Origin of the sequence: Flexivirga sp., assembly GCF_051955415.1 — a bacterium.
Classification (GTDB): Bacteria; Actinomycetota; Actinomycetes; order Actinomycetales; family Dermatophilaceae; genus Flexivirga.
Map to the genome: position 1 here is coordinate 1 of NZ_JBQCGS010000003.1, position 17,854 is coordinate 17,854.

17 protein-coding genes are annotated in these 17,854 nt (G+C 69.3%); 8 read left to right on the forward strand and 9 right to left on the reverse strand.

Annotation, left to right across the window (positions count from 1 at the left end; translation table 11 throughout):
- Window positions 1–203: 203 nt before the first annotated feature.
- On the forward strand, window positions 204–1,109 hold the full coding sequence (locus ACTHL4_RS00360) for a hypothetical protein (protein ID WP_440280739.1): 906 nt from the start codon (window positions 204–206) through the stop codon (window positions 1,107–1,109).
- 61 nt (window positions 1,110–1,170) lie between these two features.
- On the opposite strand, the gene ACTHL4_RS00365 is transcribed toward ACTHL4_RS00360, so the two are convergent.
- From ACTHL4_RS00365 to ACTHL4_RS00375, 3 genes are all read right to left on the reverse strand, one after another.
- Window positions 1,171–1,566, reverse strand: coding sequence for a VOC family protein (locus ACTHL4_RS00365; RefSeq protein WP_440280740.1), 396 nt, complete (start codon window positions 1,564–1,566; stop codon window positions 1,171–1,173).
- Between the two features lie 169 nt (window positions 1,567–1,735).
- The gene (locus ACTHL4_RS00370; protein WP_440280741.1) at window positions 1,736–2,335 is read right to left on the reverse strand and encodes a GNAT family N-acetyltransferase; all 600 of its coding nucleotides are present in this window, start codon (window positions 2,333–2,335) and stop codon (window positions 1,736–1,738) included.
- Between the two features lie 26 nt (window positions 2,336–2,361).
- A complete protein-coding gene (locus tag ACTHL4_RS00375; RefSeq protein ID WP_440280742.1) occupies window positions 2,362–3,687 on the reverse strand; it encodes a YncE family protein in 1,326 nt (441 codons plus the stop codon).
- Window positions 3,688–3,875: 188 nt separating this feature from the next.
- On the opposite strand from ACTHL4_RS00375, the gene ACTHL4_RS00380 reads away from it, so the two are divergent.
- On the forward strand, window positions 3,876–4,805 hold the full coding sequence (locus ACTHL4_RS00380; RefSeq protein ID WP_440280743.1) for an NADP-dependent oxidoreductase: 930 nt from the start codon (window positions 3,876–3,878) through the stop codon (window positions 4,803–4,805).
- A gap of 15 nt (window positions 4,806–4,820) precedes the next feature.
- Here ACTHL4_RS00380 and ACTHL4_RS00385 read toward each other — a convergent pair whose 3' ends face one another.
- Window positions 4,821–5,774: an acyl-CoA thioesterase gene (locus ACTHL4_RS00385; protein WP_440280744.1), complete on the reverse strand. Its 954-nt coding sequence runs from the start codon at window positions 5,772–5,774 to the stop codon at window positions 4,821–4,823.
- A gap of 37 nt (window positions 5,775–5,811) precedes the next feature.
- Here ACTHL4_RS00385 and ACTHL4_RS00390 point away from each other — a divergent pair, with 37 nt between their 5' ends.
- A complete protein-coding gene (locus tag ACTHL4_RS00390) occupies window positions 5,812–6,282 on the forward strand; it encodes an acyl-CoA thioesterase (protein ID WP_440280745.1) in 471 nt (156 codons plus the stop codon).
- A complete protein-coding gene (locus ACTHL4_RS00395; protein ID WP_440280746.1) occupies window positions 6,279–6,911 on the forward strand; it encodes a hypothetical protein in 633 nt (210 codons plus the stop codon). The genes ACTHL4_RS00390 and ACTHL4_RS00395 overlap by 4 nt, the downstream gene beginning before the upstream one ends.
- On the opposite strand, the gene ACTHL4_RS00400 is transcribed toward ACTHL4_RS00395, so the two are convergent.
- Genes ACTHL4_RS00400 through ACTHL4_RS00410 form a run of 3 tightly spaced genes read right to left on the reverse strand, consistent with a single transcriptional unit; the run spans window position 6,912 to window position 9,993 of the window.
- Window positions 6,912–8,639 (reverse strand): glycoside hydrolase family 13 protein, encoded by a 1,728-nt coding sequence (locus ACTHL4_RS00400; RefSeq protein ID WP_440280747.1) that lies wholly within the window; start codon window positions 8,637–8,639, stop codon window positions 6,912–6,914.
- 46 nt (window positions 8,640–8,685) lie between these two features.
- Window positions 8,686–9,063 (reverse strand): globin, encoded by a 378-nt coding sequence (locus ACTHL4_RS00405; RefSeq protein WP_440280748.1) that lies wholly within the window; start codon window positions 9,061–9,063, stop codon window positions 8,686–8,688.
- 12 nt (window positions 9,064–9,075) lie between these two features.
- Window positions 9,076–9,993, reverse strand: a complete 918-nt coding sequence (locus tag ACTHL4_RS00410; RefSeq protein ID WP_440280749.1) for a mechanosensitive ion channel family protein — start codon at window positions 9,991–9,993, stop codon at window positions 9,076–9,078.
- 60 nt (window positions 9,994–10,053) lie between these two features.
- Here ACTHL4_RS00410 and malQ point away from each other — a divergent pair, with 60 nt between their 5' ends.
- Complete coding sequence (gene malQ / locus ACTHL4_RS00415; RefSeq protein WP_440280750.1) at window positions 10,054–12,183, forward strand: 4-alpha-glucanotransferase; 2,130 nt, start codon at window positions 10,054–10,056, stop codon at window positions 12,181–12,183.
- 162 nt (window positions 12,184–12,345) lie between these two features.
- On the opposite strand, the gene pepN is transcribed toward malQ, so the two are convergent.
- On the reverse strand, window positions 12,346–14,967 hold the full coding sequence (gene pepN, locus ACTHL4_RS00420; protein WP_440280751.1) for an aminopeptidase N: 2,622 nt from the start codon (window positions 14,965–14,967) through the stop codon (window positions 12,346–12,348).
- Window positions 14,968–15,105: 138 nt separating this feature from the next.
- Between pepN and ACTHL4_RS00425 the strand changes: the two genes are divergently transcribed.
- The 3 genes from ACTHL4_RS00425 to ACTHL4_RS00435 all read left to right on the forward strand — a co-directional run bounded on the left by ACTHL4_RS00425 (window position 15,106) and on the right by ACTHL4_RS00435 (window position 17,375).
- A complete protein-coding gene (locus tag ACTHL4_RS00425; protein WP_440280755.1) occupies window positions 15,106–15,714 on the forward strand; it encodes a mycothiol-dependent nitroreductase Rv2466c family protein in 609 nt (202 codons plus the stop codon).
- 11 nt (window positions 15,715–15,725) lie between these two features.
- Window positions 15,726–16,193, forward strand: coding sequence for a ribose-5-phosphate isomerase (locus ACTHL4_RS00430; protein ID WP_440280752.1), 468 nt, complete (start codon window positions 15,726–15,728; stop codon window positions 16,191–16,193).
- Window positions 16,194–16,286: 93 nt separating this feature from the next.
- A complete protein-coding gene (locus ACTHL4_RS00435) occupies window positions 16,287–17,375 on the forward strand; it encodes a PP2C family protein-serine/threonine phosphatase (protein WP_440280753.1) in 1,089 nt (362 codons plus the stop codon).
- A gap of 95 nt (window positions 17,376–17,470) precedes the next feature.
- Here the strand turns inward: ACTHL4_RS00435 and ACTHL4_RS00440 are convergent, their stop codons facing one another.
- Window positions 17,471–17,650, reverse strand: a complete 180-nt coding sequence (locus tag ACTHL4_RS00440) for an antitoxin (protein WP_440280754.1) — start codon at window positions 17,648–17,650, stop codon at window positions 17,471–17,473.
- Window positions 17,651–17,854 lie beyond the last annotated feature (204 nt).

Consider the following 17,854-nt stretch of genomic DNA (forward strand, 5'->3'; position numbering starts at 1 on the left):
CCCCCCCCCCCCCCGGGCCCGTGCCTGTCGTGGTCGTCGACGCACTCGGCTCGTGGACTGTCGGCCGCCGAAAGGTCAACGGATGTCGTGAGATGCACGCTTCACGACATCCGGTGACCTTTCGCCGTTGGCACGCGAGCCCGATTGCGGGTTATCCACAGGCCGTCAGCGGGACGCTGCGTGACCCGGGCACTCTGACGGTCATGCACCGTCCACCTGCGCCGCTGCCGGAGTCGCTGGGGCCCGCCTTCACCTACCGCGAGGCGGTCGCGCTCGGCGTCACACCTGGCAGGTTGCGGCACCGATCGCTGACCACGCCGACCCCCGGGATACGACTTTCCGAGGATGACATGGAGGTGAAGGTCCGGGCTGCGGCACTCTGCGGACTACTGCCACCCGGCTCGGCGTTCTCCCACCACACGGCGGCGGCGCTGCTCGGTCTTCCTGCGCCGAACGACGACCGGCTGCACGTGACGGTGCCGGACGGCATGCGGGTTCGTCGTCGCGGCGTCGTCGAGCACCGCGGCATGCAGCGCCGACAGATGGGATTCGTCGACGGCATACCCACGACGTCACCTGCCCAGACCTGGCTGGATGTAGCCGCGAGCGCCTCGGTACAGGATCTGGTCATCCTGGGCGACGCGATCACGTATGCCTTTCCCGAGCACAGGGGGAGGCTGCAGCCGCTGGTCGCGAACAACCCCGGTGCGCGGGGGATCCGGCGAGCCCGCGAGGCGGTCGCACTCATCCGCGCCGGGGTGCGGTCGCCGCAGGAGACATTGTGGCGCCTACGTTTTCGGTCCGCCGGGTTCACCGAGCCGAAGCTGAATGAAGATGTGCATGATCTGCACGGACACTGGTTGGGGATGGCCGATTTCGTATGGCGAGCCCAGCGCGTCGTGGTGGAGTATGACGGCGATTACCGCTTCACCGTGGAGCAACGTCGCCTGGATCAGGTGCGTCGACGCGCCATGCGGGGCGGCGACTGGAACGTCATCGAGATCAACGGCGCGGACAACCACCAGCCCGCTCCGGCCATGCGCACGATCGGTCGGGCTCTCGGCCACGGAAGCTGGCAGAACGAAGCGAGAGGTCAACGGATGTCGTGAACGCCGGATCTCGCGACATCCGTTGACCTTTCGGTGTGGAAGCCGCTGAAGCCGAGGCGGCTCAGGAGTTCTGGCGGGCGGCGAGCTCCTGGTCCGACAGCAGCACGCAGAATTCGTTGCCCTCGGGGTCGGCGAGCACCGCCCAACCCCGGTCGGGCTTGCGCAGGTCGTCGACCATGGTGGCCCCGAGGGCGAGCAGCCGGTCGACCTCCTCGTCGCGGGTCAGGTCCGTCGACCGCAGGCAGAAGTGCACGCGGTTCTTGATCGTCTTGGCCTCGGGCACCTTCAGGAACAGCAGGAACGTGTTGTCCGGCCCGATCAGTCCGGCCTCCTCATCGCCCGGCCGCGACGGGTCGTCGTCCTCCAGGTGATAGTCGCCCAGCACCTTGCTCCACCACATCATCTGGGCGTAGGGGTCGGCGGCGTCGAAACAGAAGTTGGCAACTCGTGAAGTCATGGCCGCCATCGTTGCTGCCGGCACCGGCACCGGGCAACCGACTTTGAGCGGGGACCGCAGCTCTCGGGTCCCTCGGGGTAGACGCAGGTAGCCGGACCCTGGCCCCACGAGGTCCGGTGACCGCTCGACCGAGGAACTCCATGCACGCTCCATGGACGCTCCGTGGGAATCAGCGGTGCCGCAGCCGGTGCTCCAGGTTGGCCTTCACCATCGGCCAGGTGCGCGCCACGACGCTGTACTGCGCGGTGTCACGCACGACGCCTCGCTCGTCGATGGAGTCGGCGCGCAGCAGCCCTTCCAGCTCCGCGCCGAGTCGCTCGATCGCCGCGCGGGACTGCAGATTCATCTTGTGCGTGCGGTAGCGCACCGCCTCCACCTGCCACGTCTCGAAGGCGTGCGTCATCAACAGCAGCTTGCTCTCGGCGTTGGTGCCGGTGCCGTGCACGGACTGCCTGTTCCAGGTCGAGCCGATCTCCACCCGGGGGACCGACGGCACGATGTCCATGAAGGTCGTCATACCGATGACGGCGTCGTCGGCGACCCGGATCGCGGTGAAGGGAAGCATCGTGCCGGCGTCCTGCAGTGCCAGCCGCCGGTCGATCTCGGCGCGCATCTGCTGCGGGCTCGGGACCGTGGTGTACCACCGGTCCCACATCTCGCCGTCCGCGGCCGCGGTCACCAAGGCGTCGTGGTGGTCGGGCTGCAGGGGCTCGAGACGGACCAACCGCCCCGCGAGGGTGACCGGGACGAGAGGGATCGGGATCGTCATACGCCGATCTCAGCACATCGGACGGATCACTCCGCGGTGGCGGTGACCGACGAGTCGATGGCGGACGTCGCGCCGCTGCCGGGCGAGTCGCCGGTCACCTGCTCCGTGGCCCGGGTGTCGTCGAAGACGATCATGCTGCCGCCGTAGCACGCGACCCATACCTGGTGGGTGGCGTCGTCGTAGGTGATGCCGATCGGCGACGGGTCGGTCGGCACGCGCTGCACGACCTTCATGTCCGCCGTGCTGATCTTGCTCGCCGACTTGCCGGAGTAGTTGACGACATACAGTGCGGTGCCGTCCTGCGAGATGGTCATGCTGCGCGGCTCCGGACCCGAAACCACTTGCGCCACCACCTTGTCCGTCCCGGTGTCGATCTTGTAGACCCGGTTGGTGCCGCTGGCCGCGAGGTAGAGCGTCCTGCTGTCCGGGGAGAGCACGAGATGTCGCGGGCGGTCGACGGCCAGGATCACATGGTGTTCGCCGGTCTCCATGTCGACCCGGAAGACCTTGTTGCCGTACATCGCGGCCACGTATGCCGTCCTGTTGTCGGGCATGATCACGATCCCGCGCGGCTGCGCAGCCAGCTTGATCACCTTGATCTGCCGGGCGGTCGCCCGGTCGATGATGCTGATGGTGAAGTCACACCAGTTACTGATCACGACCTTGGACTGGTCGGGGGTGATGGCCACGAACTTCGGCACGGCGCCGACCTCGATCGCCTGGTCCCAGCTCATCGTGGTGGCGTTGAAACGGTAGACGAACCCGCGGTCGAAACCGCTCTTCGGTGAGCACTCGTCCTTGGCGAATCCGCGGAAGCCGGGACCGGACATGACGTAGTTGGACACGTAGGCGTACTTTGCGTCCTTGGTCCACGCCGCCTCGACCGGTCCGCCCTTGGCGATGCCCTTGTGCTCGGGGAAGCCGAACTTCGACAGGTCGATCGAGTCCGGCAGCCGCTTGACGAGCTGGTGTGTCGTGCTGTCGTAGACGGTGATCGAGTGGCTGTAGATCATGTTGTTCGCCAGCACCAGGCCGTGTCCGCTGGCATCCACCGACTTGGGGGTGATGCCGCCGGTGAAGCGGTCGACCCGCCGTAGCCTGGTCTCGGCCGACGGCCGGTGCTGGACGACCTCCGGCGTGGCGACCCTCGGTCGGGGCGCGGGAGTTGCGGTGGTGGAGCTGACCGCCGGCGCGGTGCCCTTGGCGTCGGCCGCCGACTCCGGGCTGAGTGCCTGCCACACCATGATCACCGAGGTCACCAGGGACACACAGACCAGTGCGGTCAGCGCGAGAGCGATGCGCCGGCGGCGCACGTAGACGCGCTCCTGGCGCCAGTGGGTTCGTTCCCCCATGAGGCCTTACTCCGTGTCGAGGTCGCGGGTCACTGGACCCATGCGAAAAGCGTATGGCGCCGCCACGCCGATTCCCGGCACTTCGTGCCCACCGGCGAGCCGTCCGATGCGGCCCGCCGCTGGCGGCATACCCGGTCCTAGACTGGTGGACGGCCCGGAGTGAGCCGTTCCCGAGCGGAGAGTCAGTGATGCGAGCAGCCAGCTATTCGTCCTACGCACAAGACAATTCGACGCTGACGGTCGGCGATCTGCCCGACCCCAAGGTCGCGCCGGGGTCGGTGCTCATCGAGGTCCGGGCGGCCGGTGTCAACCCGGTCGACTGGAAGGTCATGGCCGGCTACCTCGACGGACTGATGGACGCGGTCTTCCCGGTGATCCCCGGCTGGGACGTCGCGGGTGTGGTGCGGGCGGTCGGCCCGGACACGCCGGAGTTCGCGGCCGGCGACGAGGTCTACGCCTATGCGCGCAAGGACTCGGTGCACGCCGGCACGTTCGCCGAACTGGTCGCGGTGCCGGCGACGTCCGTGGCGCACAAGCCGGCATCGCTCAGCTTCGAGCAGGCCGGCGGGCTGCCACTGGCCGGGTTGACGGCGTTGCGTGCGCTGGAGGCGACCGGCATCAGCCCGGACGGCGCCGGCCGCACGGTCCTGGTCCATGGCGCATCCGGCGGTGTCGGCAGCTTCGCCGTGCAGCTGGCGGTGGCCGCCGGTGCGCGCGTGATCGGCACGGCGTCCGAGCGCAATCACGACTATCTGCGCTCGCTCGGCGCCGAACCCGTCACGTATGGCGAGGGCCTCGCCGACCGGGTGCGTGCCCTCGCCCCCGAGGGCGTCGACGCGGCAGTGGACTTCGTCGGCGACGTGGAAGACACGACGGTCGCGGTGCTGGCCGAGGACGGCCGGCACGCCTCCATCGCGGATCCGTCCGTGACCGACCACGGTGGCCGGTATCTGTGGGTGCGGCCGGACCACGACGGCCTGGTGACACTCGCCGAACTCGCCGACGCGGGCAAACTCACCGTCGAGGTCGCGCAGACGTTCGGGCTGGACGGTGTCGGAGCGGCCTTCGACCGCAGCCGGGAAGGTCACACCCGCGGCAAGCTGGTGATCGTCCCCTGAGCACGGCCGGTCCGGCTACTCCTTGACCCGGACCATGCCCTCCTGGGCGACGGAGCAGATGAGCTTGCCGTCCAGCGAGAAGATCTTGCCCAGGCCCAGCCCCCGCCCGCCGGACGCCGACGGCGACTCCTGCTCGTAGAGCACCCACTCGTCGATCCGTCCCGGCCGGTGGAACCACATCGCGTGGTCCAGGCTCGCCGGGCGCAGCCGCGGGTCGGCCCACACCAGCCCGTGGCGGCGCAGCACCGACTCCAGCAGCGAGTAGTCCGAGGCATAGGCGAGCACCGCGGCGTGCAGCAGCGGGTCGTCCGGCAGCGCGTCGACGGCCTTCATCCAGACGTTCTGGTGCGCTGCATGCTGCCGGCCAGGCACCAGGTAGATGGCGCCCTCGACGGTGCGCACGTCCAGCGCGCGGCGCTTCCAGTGATCCACCGCGGGGTGGTCGATACCGGCGAGTTCCTCGGCGGTGGTGCGGACGCGGTCCGGGTCGGGGACCGAGGGCATCGCGGCCTGGTGGTCCAGGCCGTCGGCCGGTTCCTGGAAGGACAGGGTCGCCGACAGCAGCGTCTGGCCGTACTGCATGGCGTAGACCCGGCGCACCGAGAAGGAGTTTCCGTCGCGCAGGTTCTCGACGCCGAACTCGATCGGGTGGGTCGAGTCGCCGGGGCGGATGAAGTAGGCGTGCAACGAATGGATGGGACGGGTCGCGAAGCCCGCCGTGGCAACCGTGCGGCCCGCGGCGATGACGCTCTGCGCGAGCACCTGACCACCGAACGCCCGCCCGTGCGGCGTGCGCTGGCTGCGGCCACTGAAGAGTTCGAGGGAGCGTTCGCTCAGGTCCATCTCGGGCGCGCCGTCGGGCGCGGTGATCACCGAGTTGGAGCGCGCTTGGCCCACCGACCGCAGGTCGAGCACGTCCAGCAGGTCGTCGACGGGCGGTAGCTGAGGGGTCGTGTCGTCGGAGGTCACCCGGTGAGCGTAACGATGCACCTGGGACGATGACGGCATGGCTGCCAGTCCTCGCCCCTATTACGTCGACGTCCCGCTGCGCTGGTCGGACATGGACTCGCTCGGTCACGTCAACAACGTCCAGTTCCTACGGTTGCTGGAGGAAGCCCGGGTGATCGCGTTCGCCCAGTGGTTCGCGGGGGTCGAGACCGGCCCCGACGGCCGCCCGCCGCTGCTGGTGGCTCGCGCCGAGATCGACTACCTGCAGCAGCTGCACTGGCGCAAGGAGCCGATCGTCGTCGCGATCTGGGTCTCCCAGCTGGCCGGCGCGTCGTTCGACACCAGCTACGAGGTGCGCTCCACGCGCGGGGACGACGCCGTGGTGTACGCCGTGGGGGAGACGACCCAGGTGGTCTTCGACATGGACACCCAGCGTCCGGTGCGCGTCGCGCCGGAGCACCGGGAGATCCTGGCCGCGCACGCGGGGCCGCCGGTGCGGATGAAGCGACGCCCCAAGGGCCACGCATGATGCTGCGGCTGGCGGACGCCGAGGCACGCGCCGACCTGGTCACCTATGTCGGGCGGGCGCGTCAGCTCGACGCGGGCGGCGCGGTGCGGCTGCAGGCGACCGGAGCCGTGCTGGCGGTCTGGGTGGGGGTGCTGTCCGGTCAGGGGCTGACCGGGGCCGGCACCACCCTCGGGCTGCGGGTGTTGCCGCTGGCCGCACCGGCGCAACTCGACGTGGTCGTGCCGCTCGCCGGGCTCACCGACCGGTTCGCACGCGAGCCGCAGGGCACGGACCTGCCGGTGCCGCCCACGCAGGTGCGGGCCGCCTGGGCGGCCGTGTCGGCACCACAGGCCGGTTGGCGACCCGTCGGCGAGATTCCCGTGCAGGACCTGAACACCGTTGCCGCCCAAGGCATTGCCGAGATCGCGTCGGGTGCGCCGGAAGGGTCCGGCGCCCACGCGGTCGACGCGCTGCGCCGTTCGGTGTGGTCGCGGCCGATGCCCACGGCGGGCGACGTGGAGGGTATGCCGGCAGCGGCGGCCTTCGCGTCATACACGCTGGGTTTCGCGGTGGGCACCTCCGCGCAGGTGTATGCCGCCGGCAACTGGCACCGGCTCACCACACCCGTCGGCCACGTGCTGCTGCGCTGATCAGCCGCGGATCCACACCGCCGTATCCGTCGGGACCGCACGCTGCTCGAGTGCCCGGGGGGCCGCAGCGGAGGAGGGTGTATCGAGACCACATGCACTGTTCACGAGAACCTCGGCGCCCGAAGGCAGTTCGATGTCCGCAGTACCCAAGTTGAGGATCACGCGCACGGTGTTGTCGCCACTCGCGACGTCATACGCCACGACGTCCGGGCCGAGGTCGACCTTCGTCAGCGAGCCCTCGCCGAGGTCGAGCTCACGGCGCAGGCGCAGGAGCTGCCGGTAGAGCTCCAGGGTCGACCCGGCGACGCCGTCCTGCTGGTCGACGGCCAACTCGCCGTACGACGCCGGCTGCGGCAACCAGGGATCGTCGGTCGGTCCGAATCCATAGGAGGCGGAGTCCTTCTCCCACGGCATCGGGATGCGGCAGCCGTCGCGGCCGGCCTCCCGGTGGCCGGTGCGCAGGTAGGTCGGGTCCTGGCGGACCTCGTCCGGCAGAGTCGTGTGCTCGGGCAGGCCGAGTTCCGCGCCGTCAAAGACGTAGGCGCCGCCGGGCAACGCCAGCATCACGGTGGTCGCCGCGCGCGCCCGGCGCAGCCCGAGGGCGGCGTCCGGCTGCGGATCGCTGGCGAAGATGCCGTTGGGGCGCGGTGCGCCGACCGGCAGCGCCAGCCGCGTCGCGTGCCGCACCACGTCGTGGTTCGACAGCACCCAGGTGGTGGGCGCACCCACCTCGTCGTTGGCCCGGTAGGACCGCGCGATGGCAGCGGTCAGATCGGCTGCGCGCCATGGGGTCACCAGGAAGTCGAAGTTGAACGCCTGCTGGAACTCGTCGGGGCGCACGTAACGGGCCGCCCGCGCCGGCGGCTCGACCCAGGCCTCGGCGCACATCGCGCGATCGCCCGGATAGGAGTCGAGCACCTTGCGCCAGTCGCGGTAGATCTCGTGCACGCCGTCCTGGTCCCACATCGGCGGCGGCGTGTGGTCCTCGGTCATGTCGAGCATGTTCATCGGTCCGCTCCAGTCCGGCAGACCGGCGGCCTTGACCAGTCCGTGCGCCACGTCGACCCGGAAGCCGTCGACGCCGCGGTCCAGCCAGAAGCGCAGGATCTCCTCGAACTCCTCCCGTACGACGGGATTCTCCCAGTTGAGATCCGGCTGCTTACGGTCGAAGAGGTGCAGGTACCACTGGCCGGGTGTGCCGTCGGGCTCGGTGATGCGGGTCCACGCGTCGCCGCCGAAGACGCTCTGCCAATTGTTCGGGGGTTGTTCGCCTTGCGCGCCGCGGCCGTCCCGGAAGAGGTAGCGCTCGCGCTCCGCCGACCCGGGCGCGGCGGCCAGTGCGGCCCGGAACCACGCGTGCTCGTCCGAGGTGTGGTTGGGCACCAGGTCCACGATCACCCGCAGGTCATTGTCGTGAGCCACTCGGATCAACTCGTCCGCGTCGGCGAGCGTCCCGAACAGCGCGTCGATGTCCCGGTAGTCCGCGACGTCGTACCCGGCGTCGGCCTGCGGCGAGGTGTAGAACGGCGAGAGCCACACCGCGTCGACGCCGAGCGCGCGCAAGTAGGGCAGACGGGCGGTGATGCCCGGCAGGTCACCGACGCCGTTGCCGTCGGCGTCCGCCCACGACCGCGGGTAGATCTGGTAGATCACGGCGCTGCGCCACCACTCACCGTCCGGATGGGCGGCGTGCACGAGCTGCGAAGAAGATCCGGTCGAGACAGTCACCCGATCAAGTGTGAGGGCTGCTGTCGCCGGAGAAAAATCCGGGCGATCACTCGTCCCAGGCGTTGACCATGGAGTAGGCAGCGCGCGTCATGTAGTCGCGCAGCATGCCGTCATGGGTGGCGTCCAGCTCCAGTGTGTCGATGGCGTTCATCATGTGCAGCAGCCAGCGGTCTCGCTGGGTCGGTGTGACGGCATACGGGACGTGCCGCATCCGCAGCCGCGGGTGACCGCGTTGCTCGCTGTAGGTGGTCGGGCCGCCCCAGTACTGCTCGAGGAACATCCGCAGGCGGTCCTCCGCCGGGCCCAGGTCCTCCTCGGGATACAGCGCCTTCAACGGCTCGTCCTTCGCCACGCCGAGATAGAACTCGTGCACCAACCGCTGGAAGGTCTCGTGCCCCCCGACCTCGTCGTAGAAAGTGGTCACCAGCGCATCCTCTCAGGTGCCGATCGACGGACCGTAGGGCGGCAGCTGCGGCCCGCGCACCCCGGCCGCGTCGAGCGCCATCTTGGCCCGCTCGCGGATCTCGCGCGCGACGCCGTACTGCTCGTTCGGCACGCAGGTCGCCATGATCCGCAACGTCACCGATCCACTGGTCATCTCCTGTACGCCGGCGACCGTCGGCTCCTCGAGCAGCCGCTCCTTCCATGGCGACTCGTCGTCCACCTCCGCGGCAACCCGGCGCAACACCTCCAAGGCCTTCTCGACGGGCTGATCGATCGCGATGGGTATGTCGACATACGTCGTTGCGTAGCTCTGCGACTTGTTACCGATGCGCAGGATCTCACCGTTGCGGACATACCAGACGACACCCTCGTAGTCGCGGAGTCGGGTGACACGCAGGGTCACCTCCTCCACTGTGCCGACGGCCTCGCCGGTGTCGATGACGTCACCCACGCCGTACTGGTCCTCCATGATCATGAAGATGCCGGACAGGAAGTCCTTGACCAGGCTCTGCGCGCCGAAGCCGAGGGCGACACCGCCGACCCCGGCCGAGGCGAGCAGCGGCGCCAACGGCACCCCCAGGCGTGCCATGACGGTCAGCGAGGCGATCCCGTAGATGACGATGGTCGCGACCGAACGCAGGATCGAGCCCATCGTCGCGGCCCGTTGCTTGCGGCGCTCGGAGTCGAGGCCGGCCGCCTGCCGCAGCACCCGGCTCGCCCGGTTGGACCGCACCGGCCGCGGCCGGTTCTCCATCGCGTGCACGGTGCGGTCGATCGCTCGCACCACCACCCACCGCAGCACGATGGCACCGACGATGATGCACAGGATCATCAGCGGCGCACCCACGGCCCACTCGGCGGGCGATTGCTTGTCGGCAGCAGCGAATCGGGTAGCGAATCGGAACGGCATGCCTCCATCCTTACGGCCCGGCGTCACGGGGTGGCAAATCGCCTCTGACAGACTGCTCCCATGCCCGAAGCCCCCTCCGAAGCACTCGCTCGTCTCGCCCGCGCTCACGGTGTCGCAACGGAATATTGGGACTGGCGTGGCAATCACGTCACGGTCGCGACGGACACCATCCGGGCGGTGCTGGCGGCGCTCGACGTCGACGCGTCGGACGAGAGCCCCACCGAGCAGGCGTTGGCCGACAAGGAGCTGGAGGCCTGGCGTCGCGTGCTGCCTCCGGTCATCGTGATGCGCGACGGCTGGACGCCGTGGGTTCCGGTGCACGTGCCCGAGGACGACCCGGTGGATGCGCGAATCACCTTCGAGGACGGCACTGTTCGTGACGTGGAGGTCAAGGAGCCGACCGCCGCCGCCCGCGAGGTGGACGGGTTGCCGACCCACGAGGCGACCATCGAGCTCCCCGGTGATCTCCCGCTCGGCTATCACCGCTTGGAGGTCACGTATGGCGCCGGGCGTGACGCCGTGGCCACCGTGATCGTGACACCGGAGCGCCTGGAGTTGCCGGACGCTCTGGCACACGACCGCGCGTGGGGCCTGACCGCACAGCTGTACTCCGTGCGGTCCGAACACTCCTGGGGCCTGGGTGATGCCGCCGACCTGGCCGAGCTGGGCACCTGGGCGGTGCGCCAGGGCGCTGATTTCGTGCTCATCAACCCGGTGCACGCCGCGGAGCCGGTGGCGCCGATGGAGCCCTCGCCATACCTGCCGACGACGCGGCGGTTCGTCAACCCGCTCTACATCCGTGTCGAGGAGGTCCCCGAACTCGGCTATCTGTCGGCGGCCCAGCATCAGCTGGTCGAGTGGCACAGCGACGACGCCCGCCGGCTCAACAAGCTGGATCATCTGGACCGGGACGGCAGCTGGCAGTCCAAGCAGGCCGCGCTGCGGATGATCTATCGCACCGACAGCACCCACCGTCGGCGGCGCGACCTGGAGAGCTTCTGCGAGCGGGAGGGGCAGCCGCTGCTCGACTTCGCCACCTGGTGCGCGATCACGGCCGACCGCGGCACGGCATGGCCGGACTGGCCGGCGGAGCTGCGCGATCCGCGCAGCGAGGCCGTGGCGGCCGAGCGTGAACGACTGGCCGAGGACGTCGACTTCTACTGCTGGTTGCAGTGGATCGTGCAGTCGCAGTTCGTCGACGCACAACGCGAACTCCGTGCCGCCGGGATGTCACTCGGCGTGATCCACGACCTCGCGGTGGGCGTCCACCCACGCGGGGCGGATGCCTGGGCGCTGGGTGACGTGCTCGCCGGCGGTATGTCGGTCGGTGCGCCGCCGGACGACTACAACCAGCTCGGGCAGAGCTGGAGCCAGCCGCCGTGGCGGCCCGATCGGCTGGCCGAGACCGGCTACCAGGCCTACCGCGACCTGTTGCGCACCAGCCTGCGGATGGCCGGCGGGCTGCGCGTGGACCACATCCTCGGGCTCTTCCGGTTGTGGTGGGTGCCGGACGGCAAGAAGCCGCTCGACGGCACCTACGTCCGGTACGACCACGAGGCGATGGTCGGCATCCTCGCGCTCGAAGCGCATCGCGCCGGCGCGGTCGTGATCGGTGAGGACCTGGGCACCACCGAGGACTGGGTGCGCGAATACCTTGCCGACCGTGGGGTGCTCGGCACCTCGGTGCTGTGGTTCGAGCGCACCGACGAGGGCGGGCCGCGCCCGCCGGAGACCTATCGCAGCCTGGCGTTGGCGAGTGTCACGACCCACGATCTGCCACCGACGGCCGGCTACCTGCAGGGCGAGCACATCAGCGTCCGCAATGATCTCGGCCTGCTCACCCGTCCGGTGGAGGAGGAGCGCACGATCGACGCCGAGCAACGTGAGGCGGTGCTGGCGGAGCTGCGCTCGCGCGCGCTGCTGCGTCCCGGTGCGTCGGTCGACGACCAGGTCGACGCCCTGCACAAGTTCCTCACCTGGTCGCCGAGCAAATTGCTCGGCGTCTCCGTCAACGATCTGGCCGGTGACGTCCGCACGATCAACCAGCCGGGCACCGACGAGGAATACCCCAACTGGCGGCTGCCGCTCAGCGGACCGGACCGCAAGCCGACCACGCTCGACGACCTGATGGTGTCGCGGCGCGCCAAACGCTTGATCCGCGCGGTGACTCGGCGCAGCGCGACGAAGTAACGACCCTCGCCGGCTCGGACCCTGGCATCAGTCGGCGGGTGGTGTGAGTGGACCTGCGGGACCCGCACACAACTACTGTCGTCACTTCCTCGCCGAAATCCGACGAAATCAGCGAGGAAGTAACGACAGTAGTGAGTGCAGGGCGCGGTGGCCCCAGCTGACTCAGTCCTCGTCGCGGGCCTGCGCGGTCAGTGCGACACGCACCAGGTCACGGTTCTCGGCGACCAGCCGCACCAGTCCGGCCGGGGCGTCCTGGTGGGCGGCCAGCCAGGTCTCGGTGGCGTCCAGCAGCGCCCGGTCCGACAGCGCGATCGGGTACAGCACGGTCACGTAGTTGGACGCCATCGCGTAGGTCCGGGCGTCCCACACCTCGCGCAGTGCCGCGTGGTAGCGCTCGACATACGGCTCCAGCAACGCGGTGTCGTGCACCCGCCCGAAGCCGAGCGCGACCGCCCGTGCGGTCTCATTCGGCAGCGAGTCGCCCTCCACCAGGTCGTGCCACGCCTTCGCCGTGGCCTCCGCCGTCGGGTATGCCGCGCGGGCACCGGCCGCCCGGGCGATGCCGGTTGCGGTGTTGTCCGTCGCGAGCTGGGCGTCGATCTCTTCGTCCGTCGCCGCACCGGCCGCTGCGAGCGAGGTCAGCAGTGTCCACTTCATGTCGGTGTCCAGCGGCAGACCCTCCAGCACCGTCTCGCCCTGGAGCAATTCGCGCACGTAGGCGACGTCCTCGTCACGGCGGGCGAACCGCGCGAACGCCTGCGTCAGCTGCAGTTGCGCGTCGCTGCCCGGCTCCGCGGCGGACATCAGCTTGCGCAGCGCCGCGGCGACCTCGTCGGCCGCCTCGGCACGATGCTCGGGCCGCAGGAATGACGTGGTGTGACCGAACGCGCCCGAGGTCAGGAACGCGGTCGTGGCGCCGGTGACCTGCGAGATCAGCGTCTGCCGGACGGTGGAGTCGGTCTCGGTGGCGAGCGCGTCGACGCCGTAACGGATGTACTGGCGCGGCGGCAGCTCGCCGTCGCGGGTCATGTCCCACAGGGCGCCGAAGACGACGGCCCGGGTCAGCGAGTCGGTGATCGCCGTCGGGTGGGCCAGCACCGTCTCCAGTGAGCGCGGGTCGAGCCGGACCTTGGCGTAGGTCAGGTCCTGGTCGTTGACCAGCAGCAGGTCCGGCATCGGCCGGCCGACCAGCTTCGGGACGTCGGTCAGTGCGCCGTCCAGGTCGACCTCGACCGACTCCTGCGCGGTGAGTGTGCCGTCGGCCAGCGTGTAGCAGCCGATCGCCAGCCGGTGCGGCCGCAGCGTCGGATAGCCCTCGGGCGCGGTCTGCTCGATCTGCAGCGAGGTGATGACGCCGGCGTCGTCGAGCTGGATGACCGGGCGCAGGATGTTGGCGCCCGAGGTCTTCAGCCACAGCTCCCGCCAGGTCGACAGGTCACGGCCCGAGGTCGTCTCGAGCTCGCCGAGCAGGTCGTCGAACGTGGTGTTGCCCCACTTGAACTTCGCGAAGTAGGAACGCAGTCCGGCGACGAACGGCTCGACCCCGACATACGCCACGAGCTGCTTGAGCACCGAGGCGCCCTTGGCGTAGGTGATGCCGTCGAAGTTGGCCTCGACGTCCTCCAGGTGGCGCATGTTGGCGTAGACCGGGTGCGTCGAGGACAGTTGGTCCTGCCGGTAGGCCCACGTCTTCTCCGAGCTGGAGAAGGTAGTCCACGCGGTGTCCCACTCGGTGACCTCCGCCTGGCACCAGGTCGAGGCCCACTCGGCGAACGACTCGTTCAGCCACAGGTCGTCCCACCAGCGCATCGTCACCAGGTCGCCGAACCACATGTGCGCCAGCTCGTGCAGCACGGTCAGCGCGCGGCGCTCGATCAGCGCCTCCGACACCTGGGTGCGGAAGATGTAGGTCTCGGTGATGGTGACGCAGCCGGCGTTCTCCATCGCGCCGGCGTTGTACTCCGGGGTGAAGATCTGGTCGTACTTGGCGAACGGGTAGGGCTCGCCGAACTTCTCCTCGAAGAACGCGAACCCCTTCTTGGTGATCGCGAAAAGGTTGTCAGCGTCGAGGTGTTCGCGCAGCGACTTGCGGCAGTAGACACCCAGCGGCACGGTCCCGTTCGCGGCCTGCACCTCGTCACGCACCACGTCGTACGGCCCGGCCACCAGGGCGGTGACGTATGACGACAGACGCGGCGTCGGCTCGAATTGCCAGGTGGCGGCGGGCTCCTGGGTGCCGGTCGGGCCGGTGTAGGTCTGCTCGGCAGCCTCCGGCTCGGGCGTGGGCTGGTTGGAGATCAGCTTCCAGCGGGCCGGCGCGGTGACGGTGAAGGCGAAGGTCGCTTTCAGGTCCGGCTGCTCGAACACGGCGAAGACGCGGCGGCTGTCGGCGACCTCGAACTGCGTGTAGAGGTAGACCTCGTCGTCCGCGGGGTCCACGAAACGGTGCAACCCCTCGCCGGTGTTCATGTAGGCGCCGGTGGCCACGACGGTGAGGTCGTTGGACTCGGCCAGTGCCGGCAGGCTGATCCGCGCTCCGTCGAAAGCCGTTGCCGGGTCGAGGGATTCGCCGTTGAGGGTGATCGATTCGACGGACGGGCCGAGGAAATCGATGAACGTCCCCTGGCCGGCTGCCTCGGTGTCGGTCGCGGTGAACCGCACGCGGGATGTGGTGCGGAACGTCTCGGGCCCGGTGGTGAGGTCCAGGTCCACGTCATACGACTCGACGTGCAGTGAGGCGGCGCGACGCTGCGCTTCCTCACGGGTGAGATTGGTGTTGGGCACTACGAAAGCTCCATCAAGAAAGCTGGGATCGGATGTGCGTCATCCTCGCACGAGCCGGGTGGCAGGATTGAGGCCGTGACCAAAGACGACACTCAGCAGCAGGACCAGCAGCAGGACCAGCAGCGGCAGCCGGCCGAGATGTTCTTCGACCCGTTGTGCCCGTGGGCGTGGATGACGTCCCGGTGGCTGATGGAGGTCGAGAAGGTCCGCCCGGTCGACCTGACCTGGAGCGTGATGAGCCTGTCGGTGCTCAATGAGGGCCGTGACGACCTGCCGGAGAGCTACCGCGAGATGTTGGACCGTGGCTGGGGCCCGGTGCGCGTGGTCATCGCCGCCGCGCGGGACCACGGCGACGAATACAAGAAGCAGCTCTACGACGCCATCGGCACCCGCCTGCACCCTGGCGGCATGGGCGGCACCGACGAGGGCCAGCGCCGGGCCGTGACGGAGTCGCTCGAGGAGGTCGGGCTGCCCGCCGGGCTGATCGACTTCTACGGCAACGTCCCGGGCGACGAGATCGACAAACTGCTGCGGGCCTCCCACGAACGCGGCATCGGCCTGGTCGGCGAGGACGTCGGCACGCCCGTGGTGTCGTTCGGAGACACCGCCTTCTTCGGTCCCGTCGTGACGCCCGCGCCGAAGGGCGAGGCGGCCGGAAAGCTCTGGGACGGCTGCCTGCTCGTGGTGGGCACCCCGGGCTTCTACGAGATCAAGCGCACCCGCACCGCGGGTCCCGACTTCAGCTGAGGAGCAGCAGGATGCGAGTGCACATCGGCGGCGACCATGCGGCCTACGAGATGCAGCGGGCGCTGGTGAGCTGGTTGGCCGACGAGGGCCACGAGGTGATCGACCACGGTGCGACGACGTATGACGACCAGGACGACTACCCGGTCTTCGTGCTGCGCGCAGCCGAAGGGGTTGCGGCCGACCCGGGTTCGCTCGGCGTCGTCCTCGGCGGGTCCGGCAACGGCGAGCAGATGGCCGCCAACAAGGTGCAGGGCGTGCGCGCAGCACTCTGCTACAACGCCGAACTCGCCCGGTTGGCCCGCGAGCACAACAATGCGCAGGTCATCTCGATCGGCGGACGGTTCAACACCATCGAGGAGGCCCAGGAGATGGTGCGGGTCTTCCTGGCGACGCCGTTCTCCGGCGCCGATCGGCATCAGCGCCGCATCGACATGGTCGCGAAGTACGAGCAGAGCGGTGAACTGCCCGCTGCGGAGTGATCGCGAACCTTATCTCATGGATTTGGCATGGGAGCGGTAAGAAGTCAGTAAATTGTGTCGATCGCCGCGTTGGCCGAGGGTCAGGATTCCCGCATGGCCATCGATCTCTCGCTTGCACCGCGGCGGTTCGCCCGTCCGACGCCGGCGACAGCTCGGCCCGGATCCGACGCCGCTACCGGCGCGCTGGTGTGCCTGGTGCTGCTGCTCGGGCTGGCGACGGTCGTCTGGCCCCATGACGTCACCTACGCGTTGTTCATCCCGGTCGCGGTCGGTGCCCGGATGGTGCTGTCGACGCGTCGCACCGGTGTGGTCTTCGGGGCGATCGGCGCCGTCTACCTGATCAGCGTGGTCGACAGCGGCCGACCCGAGGCGGTCTCCCTGGGACTGGTCCTGGCGGCGACCATGGTCGTCGTCTCCGTGGTCGACCGGCGGCATACGCGGGCAGGTGTGACCGCTGCGGTCGGCGGCTCGATGCTGATGGATCTGCGCGAACGCCTCCGCGTCCAAGGACAATTGCCGATCCTGCCGCAGGGCTGGAACGTCGAGTCCAGTGTGCAGCCGGCGTACGGCGATGCGTTCTCCGGCGACTTCGTGGTCGGCAACTGCCCCAGCCGCGACCGGTTCGATCTCGCCCTCGTCGACGTCTCGGGCAAGGGGTGGACGGCCGGCACGCGGTCGCTGCTGCTGGGCGGCGCGTTCGCCGGGCTGCTCGGCGCCATGGAGCCGGACCGGTTCCTCCCGGCGGCCAACGACTACCTCATGCGACAGGGCTGGTCGGAGGGGTTCGCGACCGCGGTGCACGCCTCGGTCGACCTGGCGACCGGTGCCTACAGCATCGGCTCGGCAGGTCATCCGCCCGCCATGCACTTCCACGCCGGCTCGGGGCGGTTCGCGCCGATCGACGGCGCGTCCGGTGTGGCGCTCGGCATCCTGGACGGGCAGACGACCGACGACTTCGCCCGGGTGGGCGGCCGACTCGAACGCGGGGACGCGCTGCTGTTGTTCACCGACGGTGTCATCGAGCAACCCGGTATGGACCTCATGCAGGGTGTCGACCGGATGCTCGGCCATGCCGACCGGGCGCTCGCCGTCGGTGCTCGTGGCGCCGCGACCCGCATCTGCACCATGGGCAGCGGGGGACTGGCCGACGATCGTGCCGTCGTGGTCATCTGGCGCGACTGACCTCGCACTTTCCGACAGGACCACCGTCAGGATCCCGTCAGGAGACGAGGAAGGGTCCGGGCTGGTGCCCGGACCCTTCCTCGTGCGTACGGCGATCAGAGGTCGCCGAGTCGCTCCTTGGCGGCTTCCTGCGCGCTGTCGACCTTGTCGGCGTACTTGCCGTCGGTCTTCTCGTCGACGGCGTCCCCTGCCTTCTCGACGCCCTCGTCGATCGTGTCCTGGTGTTCCCCTGCGAGTTCGGAAGCCTTGTCCTTCGCGCTGTCGAACAGACCCATCGGAATCTCCTTCGGATTGACGCCGGCGGCCCTGACGCCGACGGCGTTGACCTTTGCACCATGGCACACCCGACGGGCTGCGTCGATACCGGGCGCCGTGTTTCCTACGGATCGGTAACCATGGGAGCGCAGCTCACAAAGCATGGAGCTCAACAGGAGAGGCCGGGGCGGGCGCGCCGGCCACGCCGGTTTTGGGGGGGGCGC